This is a genomic window from Chitinophaga sp. 22308, from assembly GCF_052045305.1.
Classification (GTDB): domain Bacteria; phylum Bacteroidota; class Bacteroidia; order Chitinophagales; family Chitinophagaceae; genus Chitinophaga; species Chitinophaga varians_A.
Genome location: NZ_JBQEOP010000001.1, coordinates 443,408 through 457,730, shown reverse-complemented (window position 1 = coordinate 457,730; position 14,323 = coordinate 443,408). Strand labels below are relative to the sequence as shown.

General features: G+C 50.3%; 7 protein-coding genes. 3 read left to right on the top strand and 4 right to left on the bottom strand.

Annotated elements, in window-relative coordinates:
• Positions 1 to 51 precede the first annotated feature (51 nt).
• The 3 genes from ACTJJS_RS01860 to ACTJJS_RS01850 all read left to right on the top strand — a co-directional run bounded on the left by ACTJJS_RS01860 (position 52) and on the right by ACTJJS_RS01850 (position 6,265).
• On the top strand, positions 52 to 1,038 hold the full coding sequence (locus ACTJJS_RS01860) for a FecR family protein (protein ID WP_440662177.1): 987 nt from the start codon (positions 52 to 54) through the stop codon (positions 1,036 to 1,038).
• 159 nt (positions 1,039 to 1,197) lie between these two features.
• Complete coding sequence (locus ACTJJS_RS01855; protein ID WP_440662176.1) at positions 1,198 to 4,686, top strand: SusC/RagA family TonB-linked outer membrane protein; 3,489 nt, start codon at positions 1,198 to 1,200, stop codon at positions 4,684 to 4,686.
• Positions 4,687 to 4,696: 10 nt separating this feature from the next.
• On the top strand, positions 4,697 to 6,265 hold the full coding sequence (locus ACTJJS_RS01850) for a SusD/RagB family nutrient-binding outer membrane lipoprotein (protein WP_440662175.1): 1,569 nt from the start codon (positions 4,697 to 4,699) through the stop codon (positions 6,263 to 6,265).
• A 61-nt stretch (positions 6,266 to 6,326) separates the two neighbouring features.
• Here the strand turns inward: ACTJJS_RS01850 and ACTJJS_RS01845 are convergent, their stop codons facing one another.
• The 4 genes from ACTJJS_RS01845 to ACTJJS_RS01830 form a co-directional block, all read right to left on the bottom strand.
• Positions 6,327 to 7,148 carry a glycoside hydrolase family 16 protein gene (locus ACTJJS_RS01845; protein WP_440662174.1) on the bottom strand — a complete coding sequence of 274 codons (822 nt, stop codon included), beginning with the start codon at positions 7,146 to 7,148 and terminating at the stop codon, positions 6,327 to 6,329.
• Between the two features lie 43 nt (positions 7,149 to 7,191).
• Entirely contained in the window at positions 7,192 to 9,186 is a 1,995-nt protein-coding gene (locus ACTJJS_RS01840; protein ID WP_440662173.1) for an amidohydrolase family protein, read from the bottom strand.
• Positions 9,187 to 9,277: 91 nt separating this feature from the next.
• Positions 9,278 to 10,366: a hypothetical protein gene (locus ACTJJS_RS01835; RefSeq protein WP_440662172.1), complete on the bottom strand. Its 1,089-nt coding sequence runs from the start codon at positions 10,364 to 10,366 to the stop codon at positions 9,278 to 9,280.
• Positions 10,363 to 14,304 (bottom strand): DUF4280 domain-containing protein, encoded by a 3,942-nt coding sequence (locus ACTJJS_RS01830; RefSeq protein WP_440662171.1) that lies wholly within the window; start codon positions 14,302 to 14,304, stop codon positions 10,363 to 10,365. The genes ACTJJS_RS01835 and ACTJJS_RS01830 overlap by 4 nt, the downstream gene beginning before the upstream one ends.
• Positions 14,305 to 14,323 lie beyond the last annotated feature (19 nt).

Below are 14,323 nucleotides of genomic sequence, written 5' to 3'. Positions count from 1 at the left end.
CTTTTAGGGGTTTTCGAATAAACAGGTTGCCTTATACACAGAGGCATCTTTTTGAGAGCTATCAGAACCAAGGATATGTTGCCTGAAAATATTTGGGAATTAGTGGCCCGGATTCAGTCCGGAGAAGCCTCCGAAGCGGAAGAACAGGAGTTACAGGCCCTTTTGGGCCAGCACCCCGAACTGTTGAAAACCATATTGGTGGTCGATGCGCTGCAGCTGGCACCGGAGATGAAAGCGGCAGCAGATGAGATGCGTATGCATAGCTGGCAACAGCTGCAACCGCAGTTGGATGAGGCGCCTCCCGCTCCCCGGAACAACATCCGTCGTTTGTTAATCCGTACCGGCTGGGCCGCGGCCATCCTGGTGGCGGGACTATTATCCTACAACTGGTGGCAGCACAACACCTGGAAAACGTTGGCCACCACCAACGCCAAAGACAGCCTGTTGCTGCCAGACGGCTCACGCGTATTCCTCAATGCCAACACCACCCTGCGTTATGCACGCAATTACGGCCAGGGCAGCAGGGAACTGATGCTGGAGAGTGGAGAAGCCTATTTTGAAGTAGCGCCGCAACAGAACAATCCGTTTACCGTACATGCTGCAGCAGTAGACATTAAAGTACTGGGGACAGCCTTTAATGTACACCGGTTGGCCAACGGGCAGGTGGACATCTTCGTCACCAGCGGCAGCGTGAAAGCGGAAAATAAAAGCGGTAAAAGCATGCTGCTGCACGCCGGCGCACAGGCCACCACATCGGACAAAACCCCGGACATCAAACCGGTAGCCACCTCCAGCGACAATGTGCTGGCCTGGAAAACCAACCGCCTCGTGTTCCACCAAATGCCACTCAGCGAAGTGGCCGTCGTACTGGCCAACTATTATCAGCTGGACGTGGTGGTGACAGACAGCGTAGTGTCACATAAAGTGCTGCAGGCCACTTTTAACAATAAACCACTGGACGAAGTACTGGACGTAATCGGAAAAGCATTAAATGTCAACATTACCAAAAAGCATAAAACACTTGAATTCCATCAGTAAAAAACGCAACCAAAATTACAGCCGAAGCAACGAACAGTGAACAAATTCCTGCTATCCGGCATCAACAAACAGCAACCATTTTAATCGTCATTCCAAACCACTGCGGATGTGCTGAAAAAGCATCCGGTGGGACCTTATTCACTTAAAAAAATAGCTCTAATGAAAAGAGTGCTACTAAGCATGCAACCGCGCCGCCGCGGAGGCAGGAAACTCCTTTGCCTGTTACTGACCGGCTCCCTGCTGGCATGGAACCAACTGGCATACGCCGGCGCCACCACCCGCCAACAGGACCCCGAAAATCCAAGGGTGTCACTACATATGACCAGGGCCAGCATGGCGGAAGTGATTTCACAGATCGAAAAACAAACGCGTCTCTCCTTTGCCTATGATGTCAGTATGCTCCCGCCCCGGGAAATCAACCTCAACATCGATGCACAACCGCTGAAAGAGGTGCTGACCAAGCTGTTCCCCACCGACCGGTTTGAGTACACCATCAAAGGCGACCAGGTGATCATCTCCACACGCAACGCCAAAACTACCGGCAGCAATAGTAACAGCAGCAGCACCACACAGGAAAAATTTGTCATCACCGGAAATGTGACTGATGGCACCAACGGCCTGCCCGGTGTTACCATACTGGAAAAAGGCACCCACAACGGTACCAGCACCGATGAAAACGGCCGTTTCCGCCTCGCGGTAAGCGACAAAAATGCCGTGCTGCTCATCAGCTTCATCGGCTATGAGCCACGCGAAGTAGCCGTTAAAGGCAGCGCCACCGTACATGTGCAATTACAGACCGACCAGAAAAAACTGGACGAAGTAGTGGTAACGGCCCTTGGCATCAAAAAAGAGAAAAAAGCCCTCGGCTACGCAGTGCAGGAAGTAAAAGGCGAAACAGCCGTGAAAGCCCGCGAGCCCAATGCCGTCAACTCCCTCGCCGGAAAAGTGTCCGGACTTGTCATCACCACGCCTACACGCTTATTTCAAAACCCGGGCATCTATCTGAGAGGCGTGAAACCACTGATCGTAGTAGACGGTGTGCCCATCAACTCCGACTCATGGAACCTCAGCGCTGATGATATCGAGTCCTACAGCGTGCTGAAAGGCCCTAACGCCGCAGCGCTCTACGGTTCCCAGGGACAGAACGGCGCTATCCTCATCACCACTAAAAAAGGCACCACTGATAAAAGAGGCATCTCTGTGGAATTGAACTCCAGCACTCAATTCCAGATGGGGTTCCTCGCCATACCCACCAAACAGGAAGAGTATGGCCCCGGCTCCAACTTCCAGTATGAATATGTAGATGGCATGGGCGGCGGTACCAATGACGCCGACTACGACATCTGGGGCCCTAAATTTGAAGGCCAGCTCATTACCCAATATAACAGCCCGATAAACCCGCAAACCGGCAAATTAGTGCCTATCCCGTGGCAGCGCCGCGGCCATGACAACCTCCGCAACTTCCTGCGTAACGGTCTGCTGTCATCCAATAACATCGCTATCTCTGCCAATAATGACAAAGGCAATATACGTATGTCGGTAACGCAACTGTACCAGAAAGGCGCCGTGCCCAACACCAAACTGGGTGGCACCAACGTGAACTTCTCCGGTACATTGAACGTCAATAAAAAAATGACACTGTCTACCGCCATCAACTACGATAAACAGTATACGCCCAACTATCCCGATGCCACCTATCAGCCGTCCAGCCCTATCTACACGCTGATGCTGTGGAGCGGCGCCGACTATGACATCCGCGATCTCAAAAACTACTGGATGCCAGGCAAAGAAGGAATACAACAACGCAACTTTGAATCGTACCAGTATACCAACCCGTACCTCACCGCATACGAAGCATTGCATGGTTATTACAAAAATGACCTGTACGGCCACATCAAACTGAACTACACCTTCGACGACCACTGGAGCGGCTACTTCCGTACCAACGTCAGCTCCTATGATCTTTCGGAAAACAAACGTTACCCTATCTCCGGATCGTACCGTTCCGGCGATGGCGGCTATTTCATCAAAGGCGGCTACAATGAATCGGGCGAAACGTACTGGGACAACAATACCGACGTGCTGTTGAGCTACAACAATAAAATCGGTAAGGCCTTCGATCTGAAAGCCTCTGCAGGCGGTAACCTCCGCACTGTGAAATACAGCCGCCTGTATGCACATACGAACAACGGTTTGCTGCTGCCGCAGCTGTGGACAGTAGACAACAGCGTAGACCCGCCAGGCGCCACTTCTACCAAAAACAGCCGCCAGGTGAAGAGCGCCTACGCCTCCGTGGATTTCTCTTTCCGTGATTATCTTTTTCTGGGGATGACCGGCCGTATGGACCAGTCCAGCACTTTACCGGCCAACAAGAACGCCTATTTCTACCCGTCCGTGTCCCTGAGCGCCGTGATGTCTGACATCCTACACCTGCCGAAAGCCATTTCTTTCTGGAAACTGCGTGCCTCCTATGCCAACGTGGGCGGCGATATGGTGAACGACGACGGCACCGCCAAATACAACCTCTATCCCAGCTATTCCGTGGGCAGCCGCTGGGATGGCAATCCTGCTGAAGTATTCGGGGATATTCTCTACAATCCCAATATCAAACCGGCATTCAGTAAATCATATGAAGTAGGTACGGATATCCGCCTGCTCAATAACCGCCTCGGTCTCGACCTGTCCGTTTACAAAACACTGGACGGCCCGCAGATATTCTACCCGGCCATCTCCGAAGGCTCCGGCTTCAAAACCCGTCAGATGAACGGACTGGTGACCATGCGCAAAGGCATCGAGATATCACTAAACGCATCGCCTGTACGCTCTGCGGGCGGCTTCAACTGGGACGTGCTCGTCAACTGGTCTACTTTCCAGAAATATCTCAACAAAGTATACGACACGCTCAATGTATACAATCGTGTAAAAATCGGCGAACGTATGGACCAGATTTTTATGACCGATTTCCAGCGTACGCCCGACGGCAAACTGGTATTGGGTTCCAACGGTCAGCCACGTTCCAATTCCTATGTCTCCAAGGTGGGATATGCCAACGACAAATGGGTAGCCAGCATCATCAACACCTTCTCCTATAAAAATCTCTCCCTGAGAATACAGGTGGATGGCCGCTATGGTGGTAAGATCATCAACTACCTCGATCAGAAAATGTGGCAAGGCGGCAACCATCCGCTGTCCGCCAACCAATACCGCCAGGCCGACTGGGACAACCGCAACACTGCCGGTTATAAAGGCACCTACGTACCGGATGGCATGCAGGTGACCGGTGGCTCCCTGCAGGTAGACGGTGACGGCAATGTAATTTCCGATACCCGCAAGTTTGCTCCCAACACCACACCGGTGCTCTGGCAAACATGGTCTAAAAACTACTATGGCAATGCCATTACCAACCTGTACGACCGCTCCTACCTGAAAATACGGGAAGTGGTGCTGACCTACAATCTGCCATCCTCCCTGCTGAAACAGGCCAAAATCATCAATAGGGCCAGCATCTCTGTTGTGGGCCGAAACCTGTACTATCTGGCACATAAAGGTGTAAGAGATATCGACGTAGACCAATGGATAGACCAGAACGCAGGACTGGAAATGCCTTCCACCCGTAGCGTAGGTTTCAACATTAACCTTGTTTTCTAAAAAATCAGACATGAACCGTACAACCAGAAATATACTCACCGCCTGCCTGCTGCCGCTGGCCATGACAGGCTGTAAAAACTTTGACGACCTGCGGGTAAACCCCAACGTGTCTGTGGTAGGTACTCCCAAACTACTGCTGACAGGGCTTGAAATGGATATGATCGGCGGACAGGGGTCCGCTAAAAGTGGGTTCAGCTCCGGCAGTGACCTCAGCGGCGATATGAGCAACAGTCCATGGAACTACACCCATATGAGCAATCAGTTCCTGGTACTCGGCCACGACTACTACGGTAGCCAGGACTACGCCTGGGACGGCGGTTCCAGCTACTATGGCAGTCTCCGCAACGCCGCACAGCTGGACATTGAAGCCGCCAAACAGGGCCCCGCGCTGGCAGCACCTTATTATGCCGTTAATAAGTTCATCCGCACCTTCTACTTCCTGTCCATGACCTCGCAGATGGGCGACATCCCTATGTCGGAGGCCATCAAAGGCGCTACCGACGGCATTTACGCGCCGCGCTATGATGCGCAGAAAGATGTGTTCCTGCAATGTTTCAAATGGATGGAAGAAGCCAACGACTCCCTTGCCGCCATCACCCAACGCAATGCCAAAGCCACTGTCGACGGTGACATCTTCTATGCCGGCAACCTGCTGAAATGGAGAAAGGCCATCAACACCTGCTATCTGCGTGAGCTGATGAACCTGAGCGTTAAAGAAAACGATCCCTCCCTCGACCTGAAAGGGCGCTTTAACCGTATCATCAGCAACCCGGAGAAATATCCGCTGATACTGGACAACGCGGACAATCTGCAGATGAACTATAACGCCACGCAGAAAAGCAACAACTATCCGTTATACCCTATGGAAGTGGGCATCCTGTCTGCCAAAAGAAACGCGCTCGGCAGCACTTATATCAACATCCTCGATTCGCTGCGCGACCCGCGTGTGTTCATTGTGGCCGCTCCGGCAGATTCACTGCCTGCTGTCCCCGGCAATCCGTTTGCCCGCTACAAAGGCGCCAATACCGGCGATCGTCAGGACCAGATCTATATCGATATCAACAAAGGCAAATACAGCACATTTAATGTCAGCTACTGGCTGAGCAGTCCGGCCGGTGTGCCCAACATCCAGCTGGGCGCGGCGGAAACACATTTCCTGATCGCAGAAGCCATCAACCGCGGCTGGATTGGCGGCGACGCCGCACAGCACTACAAAGACGGTATCACCGCCTCTATGAAGTTCTATGGCGTCAGCGACGCAGATATCGCCACGTTCCTCGCGCAACCGCTCCTGCAATATGCCGGCAACACCGACGCAGGCCTGAAGCAGATACTCACACAGAAATATGTGGCCTTCTTCAACAACGCCGGATGGCAGGCATATTACAATTATCGTCGTACAGGCGTTCCCGTATTTTCCGTGGGCCCGTCTAACCAGAACGGCGGAAAAATACCGGTACGGTTCACCTACTCTCAATCGGAATACCAGAACAACAAGGCCAACCTGCAAGAGGCACTGAAACGGCAGTTTGGCGGATCTGACACCCGAAATGACGTGATGTGGATGCTGAAGCCTTAAAAATAAACAAGGGACGTCTCATTTGTTTGAGACGTCCCTCTATGTTTCTAGTGTATTACCGTCAGGGCAGAGGGGTGAATTTAAATTCGTGAATGATCACTTCATATGACTGGCCATTGACAGGTGCAGTACCATTCATCAACCAAAGGTTCATGAGTATGGGCATATTCAGTGCCGACAGCTTAATATCTGAAGACGTGAACTTTTTCCTGGCAATAGTGCTGCCCGCATCGTAATGCCCGAACTGGCTTTCATACACGATGCTATCTGTCCTGTAACGCGTGAACCGGTGCGTAGTGTAGGTACCGTTCATTGTAATATTAGGCGATTCCCAGTGAACATTTTTATAACGTACACCGGATTGTGCCGGATAGACAGTATAATTGAACTGTCCGGCAGAGGGGTTACCCCACCGGGAAAGTTCCACATCCTGTTCATCGTAACCATCTTGTCCGGAGTAGTTAAACAGTCCCAGTACGATGTTCCTGTCAATAATATTCAGATCACATTCAACTTTCCACTGGTAGGTACCATAACCAAAGTTGTTGTTGCTGGTCACCTCAGCGCAGCTCCAGCGTCCCTGCGCATCCTTCTGCATTTTAAGGTGAAGGTAGCCATTTGCGTCCAGCCACGCATTATTGCTGTTCCAGTAGTTAGGGCCCGGGCCCTGGGTGCCGGAGGAAGTAGCACGCACTGTCCACGTATAGCCGCTGAAGTTAATGGTGCCCGCTGTCAAAGCGGCAGCGGGTTTTTCGTCCGGCAGCTTTTTAGTGGTGGCGCCATCTTCCGGTTTGATCATACTTTTCTGACAAGATGCAAATACTATAGCGCTCAGCGCTATAATTGCGATGATTCTGGTTGAAGTTGAAAATAGCTTTTTCATTCAGATATTTTTTTGGGGTGAAAAAAAGTATCCTTAACATACACTAAAACGGCACCACCGAAATGGCTTTGTACAACTTAGCAGGATCGTAGATCACGCCGTTCTTGATAACAAGTTTCGTTTTCCGGACATTACTGATATTCTTCACCGGGTCTCCGGCCACAAGTACCATGTCTGCTGTTTTCCCCGCTTTAATGCTTCCCAGGTCTTTACTTTTCCCGGTGTATACCGCCGTGCCGAAGGTGGCCAGCTGTAATACCTTCTCAGCCGGAATACCTGCTTTCACATACAGTTCCAGCTCCCGCTGGTAGTCAAATCCCGCCGTACCGTCTGTACCGGCAACAATCCGGATGCCGTTGTCATACAACAGCTTCGTCAGCTTCAAAAAGGCGGCGAAGGACCGAATATAAGTGGAGTCCATGCCCGGTGGAACAGGTATGCCCTGGCCTCCTGCGCGCATGCTTCGTTGCACCTGCAACGGGAAATGAGTGATGATGTCTTTATTTTTTTCTTCCAGTACGCCCTCCCTGCCGGTCAACATTGGCTCAAATGCCACCAGTGTGGGGTCAGAGGCGATATTGCGGGCTTTCATCAGGGCGATGAACTGTTTCACCTGCGGGCTGTTCAAATCCAATGACGCCGCCCTTTGCGCTGGGATAGCAAACCGTTGCGGCGTACGGGTGTCGATGGTATCACCGAAGAAGTTGAGCAGAAGCATGTTCATATGCGTCACTTCATCATAGCCGGCATCTATGGCCTTTGCTGCCGTCATAAAAGCAGGGATATGACCACATACACGCATATGGTACTTCTTTGCTTCCGCTATCAATGGCTTCAGCCATTCCGGCTTAATGGAACTGTAAAACTTGATCTGGTCATACCCCTTGTCGGCAAACATGCGGATAAACCGTTTGCCTTCTTCAACATTATTGATCAATATACCCGTAGGTGCCGCCATCGGACCAGCGCCGTCAATCAGTCCGCTGATGACTTCCAGGTGTGGGCCTATCAGTTCACCGTTGTCAATTTCTTTTCTGAGGTCCAACAGGGTGGTATCGTTGCCCATGTCGCGCACGTGGGTTACGCCGGCAGCAACGTGCATAATGCCTTCAGGACCGTCGCCGAGATGTACGTGCATGTCCCAGAAACCGGGCAGCAATGTTTGCCCGCTGCCATCCACGATCCTGTCGGCTTTTGCCTTAATAGCTTTTCCTACTGATACTTCCCTGATCTTTCCTTCCCTTATCAGCACATCTGTACGTGGCAGCAGCCGGGCTTTTTCCGCATCAAAAAGCGTCACGTTGCGTATCAGAATATTTCCCGCCACTTTCTCCGGTATCTCTTTGGCCAGCCGGTTGTCCTGCTGCCGCTCAATTTTTTTCTGTTCTGCCAACAGCTCCTTTACATATGTTTCATAACCCTTAGGGACCATCGCAAACCAATCCCCTATATATCCAAATGTTTCGTCGTGGTCGTCCGCCCAGATATATTCCGGCGTATAAGACAGTCCTGAAATTTTACAAAGCTGCAGTTGCCTGTCGCCCGCTTTATGTTGTAACACCACTTCCATCGAGGCTTCCCCAAAGGGCAGTAATTTAACTTTGTTTTGATTGGCTTTCATCGCCTTGATAATATTTCCGCTCTCACCATTGAGGCAGACATAGAAGGCCTTCCCGGAGACTGCCTGGGTTTCATTTTCAGCGGTGTTTTTCCATTTGGCCACACCGTCTGCCAGCAGGAAGTCTTCCGATATCGGCTTTTTATAATAGTCTTTTCCGACCGCACGCACGTAGGTAGGGAAACCCTCATTATCCTGGCGATAGATAGTATGCAGGCTGTCACCCCTGCCGCGGTCATTGTAATGGTACCAGGTTTCAAACGTTCCGGGCGACGTTTCAATCACCTTTTTTTCACCTTTGATATTTCCAGTTAAAATGAGAGAGTATCTGATGGTATCACGTTGCTGCGCAAATGAACACAGCGGTACACTGAAAACAAACAGCAGTAGCGTTTTGAAGATGGCATTATAGGGTAACATAAAAGATAGTTATTTTGATTGAAAGGAATAGAGTGAATATAAGGAATATTTACATGCTATTACTCTCACAAATATTTTATCCGTATGTCTGCTACTTCTTATCCAATGGATAAATCTCCTTTTTCGTGGCGCCTGTCCTTACATCCAGATAAGGGCACTCCAAAACGTATTTTCCGTTTTCTTTCCGTACGTACCCAAACCGGTTTTCCTTTTCCAGCACGGCACTTCCGCCATCCAGTACTTTTTTAAAGGCGAATGACAGCATACCATCTTTTTCAGTGCCGGTAAGTGCGTATTTACTGTATACCTGAAAACCGCTTTCTGTATAGATCACAGAATCGCCATCCACTTTAAGTTCCACATTGATATGGTCCCTGGAATCTTTGCTGTCCTTGTTCAGTACCGTTGAATAAGTGCCTTTCCAGGCGGCGCTGACAGCCGCAGCGGCTGCCGGACGTGTATCTGTTCCGGTTGTTATTACCAACTGCAGATAATCCACAGGGGCATTCTCCGCTTCGCCGCGGGTGGATTTAACATAAACGGTATGATTGTCTTTCCAGTACAGTTCCTTTTCCAGCCAGCGGTAAGGCTGCAGAAAAGCTTTTTTAATGACGTTGTTTTCAACTGTATAGATGGTGATATCCTGCGTTGGTGGAGGAATATGCTCATACTCCTCATATGGATTGGACTTACTGCATAATATCAATTTGCCATCCGGCGATATTACCGGCATATCGCTCAGCGTGTCCTGCTTTCCGGTGGCTTTATCTATGGCGAGACAATAACCGTATTCATACCCGTTCACTTGCACCAGGTATCTGTTCAATGGTTGCAGATATCCGGCATAATGGTAATCCAGGCGGTCTTCATCATGTGGCACGCCCGGGTTGTTTTTTAACACCACCTTTCCGCCATCTGTGGTAATGGTGATCTGGCCATTTACCACGGGGAACTTCAGTGAATCACGTTCTATCTGACTATGGTAGGCGCTCTTATATTGATCAAACTCCTGTTGGGTAATGCCCGCCACTTCCACTTTTAGTTGTTTAGTGGCAGGAGCCGCCACAACAGCTGCGCTGTCGGTCCTAACGGATGTTACCGTACTGTCAGCAGCTGCTTTATTTTGCACCGCTCCGTTGCAGGCATACAGGAGAATTAATAACGATAGTAACTTTCTCATTCTTTTACTTCTTTATAATTAGGGCTGTACTCTTGTACGTGTAAGTGGTCATTATGATGCCCGTCCGGGTCGGGAGAACAATGATTCAAAATTTTGTCCTCGTTATATGTCTGCGACAACATGCTCTTCCAGCCAAATTTGTACAATGCGTCATTAAATTTGGTTTGCCTGTCTGTATCCAGTGCTTTCCAGCCTTCTGTTTCGGAATCAGAAAACAGGTTCAGCCTGGCAATGGCCTTATCGGTACGAAGATAACGCAAGTCGCCATTGTAGCCGTTTTTATGTGATACGCTGGGTGCGGAGCTGCCATCTGCATGACTAAACCCGTTGAAGGTATAATCTTCATAACCGCATTCCAGCAAAGCGCCCAGCAGGCTGCCGAGGGTTTTATCATTCACAAAATTACGTACGGTGTTCAACGTTAACTTGAATTTCACATCACCGCTGGCATAATCCTTCAACTCCCTGATATCTATCAGATCAACGGTGGCACCGCCGTAATTGGCGCCGTAATTATTGTCAATGGTTTTAAAGTTAAATAATCCCAGAATATGTTCCTTGGAATTTTTATCATGGTAAACATATTTGTACTTTTTCTTGTACTCCTCCTTGATCTCTTTGGGCACATGCCTTTCCAGACGGCCATCTGCAAAGATATGGTAGGTAACGATCTCTTTGGCCTCAAAAGCACTGGCCTTCTGCTGGCAACTGAAGTCTGTAGCCTTTTGCGCCTTTCCTTCATTATAAATATCATTGATCGCTGCTTCAAATTCCCACACTTTGGAGGAGCCTTGCTGACCGGTATAATAATGTTTCTTTCCCTTTTTATCTATCCAGTACTCAGTAGGTTCCCGTTTGAATAACGGGTTATCGTCATAAGCGGCATTGCTGCTGTCATACACCACATAATCAGGTTCATCACCGTGACCGCAGGCAGCCGGATAGTTGATGGCCAGGTAGAGGTCCGTTTTGGATTTGAACTTGCTTTTATTTTTAGTAAGAAATTTTTCCACATAATCGAGCTGCTGCTCTGCGGTCAGCTTGATGAGCTCAGAACGCAGCACGCCAAGGTCCTGGGCGGCCGCTTTACCGATTTGCACCAATCCCACGTAACCGTTTTTGGAGTCATCTTTATGTTTGGCAAAGGTACCGCAGGTAGGGCTGAAAGTCCTGCCCGTTTCCAGTGCCATGACCGTCATCAGCCAGTTAGCACCTTCATTGTCTTTGGTTGGCAGGCCCAGTTTGGCCGCAATCTGCACTACTTTCTTCCGGAATTCGCAGCTCACTTTATTTCCCCATACCAGGTCATATTTTTTGCAGAGACACTCTGTGACGGCCCTTTCCATGGGTTCCCCGAGCACCGCCGGGGCTATGGGCCTGGCAGCATCGTTCAGTTTATCTGCCAGCAAGGCGGACAGTTTGATGTGGTGGTAGAAATTCACATCGCCCGGGTTGTACGCATTGGCATCGGCCACCTTTTCGGGAAACATATAATTGACTATCGTTTCATTGTCCTTGCTTTTTTCATGCCGCAGCACCACGTAGAAATTACGCAGCATATTATCCAGTGCAGCCACGCCTGACTTCAATTTAGCTGTATCCAGGTCAATAGGCAGCGTTTCATTGTCTTTCACCTTGAACTTAGATTGCTGCACCAGTTTATCTTCTGCCTTGTACCTGTTTTCCCACAACTGGAATATCAGTTCTTCCCCCGCCAGGTTTTTGGTTTGTATATGGATCCTTATTTTCTCTCCGTAGGGGTAAACTTTGTACGCCGGATAGTTGGTACTGTCAAAGAAAGACACACTAACGATCTCCGGTTTTTTGTTGATATAAATAAAATTACCTTTTTCATTATCGGTGAGACGGCTGGGCTTCACCGGGAACCAGAACTTCTTTCCATCGGAGACAATCGTTTTCATCCCCTGGAACTGTATCCCGTCGGGCTTTTGCAGTACACCAAAGAGGACTTTGTAATAATCGCCCTGCCACCATAATGCCTGCAGTTTTTCCTTCAGGTCGTTGGTTTTAACATCCAGCCGGGCTTCTCCTTTAGCGTCGAAAGCGACGTTGCCCAGGTCCTTGATATAGTTAAAATCATCTCCTCCGTCGGATTCCAGTACATGCAGGTTCACCGATACGCCGGCAGACTGAGGACTGACGATCAGCGCCTTGATGGTTTCATTCCATCCGGCCTTCGCTTTATACTTGTCCTCCGCGTCCGTAAAACACCAACGGGTCACCTCCGCGAGGTCGGCATTGATATCGAGCTTCTTGGAAGATCCCCGCAGTTGGGCCGTTACCACGAACTTGCCTTTAGCAGGTGCGTAGATGCCGTCACGAGTAGCGCCGTCTCCTCCGGCAGGAGCCCAGGTAATGGGCCCGTCCTTCGCCTGGTCATAGGGCATCAGCAAATCGGCGGTCAACGTATAGCGCTTACCTACCACCCACTGGGTATCCCCGTTTTTAACGCGGATAGCTGTTATTTCGTTGTGTTTTACGTCAAAACACCAGTCATCTTCCGATTTGGCAGCGCCTGCGCTGGGCTTGCCCTTCTTACTGTCCCACGCATCGGCATGGGATACATATGCCTCCACCACATAACTGCCGGGAGCGGCAAAATAAGTGTTGCCGTCCAGCGACAGCGATGCACCGCTTCCCACCTCCTTGCCATTGAGCTGCCATTTGATGGCCGCCTGTTCAAAGTCCTGCGCCGGCGTGGCGTAAGACATCTTACTTACTTTAAAACTCATGGTCGTGCCGGGGCGCACCACATGCGTGCCCTGATCGTTGGTGACGCTCACCACGCTATTGGCTTCAGATACCATCTCCTTGCTGACTTCCTGCGGAGACCCTTCTTCCGTGGCAGGCAGCATAGTGGCCGTCACGGTATAGGTAGCGGCGGTATTGGCCGGCGTAAAGGTAATTGTATCCGTACCGGGGTCTGTGGGGCCTGCAATGGTATTGCCGGCCGCATCAGTCACCTTCATGAATACACGTTTTTTCTCTTCATCCGTGGCCGGAGACATCTCATACTTCGCGCTGACAGTAACAGGGACGCCCCTACGCACACGGTATTGCTCCGGTTTGGCATTTTTTCCCGGCAAACCGGGAATAACACGGCCCATGCCCGCACCCAGCTCCAGTTCCTCTGCCAGCTGGTTATGCACCACAGACACGTCAATGGCACAACGTACATCATCCTGCGCCTCAGGATTGCCGAAAGCCATCACACGATAGCTGCCGGTTTCATCGAAGTTCATGTTGAACGAAGGGCCTATTTCTTCAAACACCTGGGCACTGCCGCCGCTCACTTTCCATCCTACTTTATCTTTATCCGCCTTGGCGGCGTTATAGTAACTGACTACTTCAAATTTCAGCGATTCATTAGGCCTGGTGCGCAACACCGGCACCGGGGCCGATTTCCCGGAAGCGCTCATCAGTTCAGGCGGTATACGCTTATCTAATTTTACCTTGATCTGTTTTACCTGCGGCTTTTCTTTTTTGGTATCAGGTTTGGGCGCCATCGGGTTCAGCACAGAAAGGCTCTCTACCTCCACCTTGTCGAAATGCGCCTGTGATACAGCAGCCTGCTGTCCGTGATGTTCAATGGTGATGGAACCGGGGCCGCCGGTGGCACAGGCAGCGGTACTGCTTTCCGTCAGGATTTTACCGCCATTGGTAAGGGTTACTTTTTCGTAAAAATCTTTCCATGCAGTAACACCGGGACTGCAAGCCCCTTTGGTGATAGAGCAGTTACCGAAGGTCCCCGCCTCAAAAGGTTTTCCCAGGTCTTTGGTGCTGGCAATAGGTTTCGAATTACCATCGTTGTCATTGATATAATCCTTTTCATTACCAGTCACCTTCAATTTGTCAATGGAGCTTCCAAACTTACAACGACAGGTGGCTCCCTGCACTACAAAATGTTTATCAGCCATGTTACTACCTGATTAATTA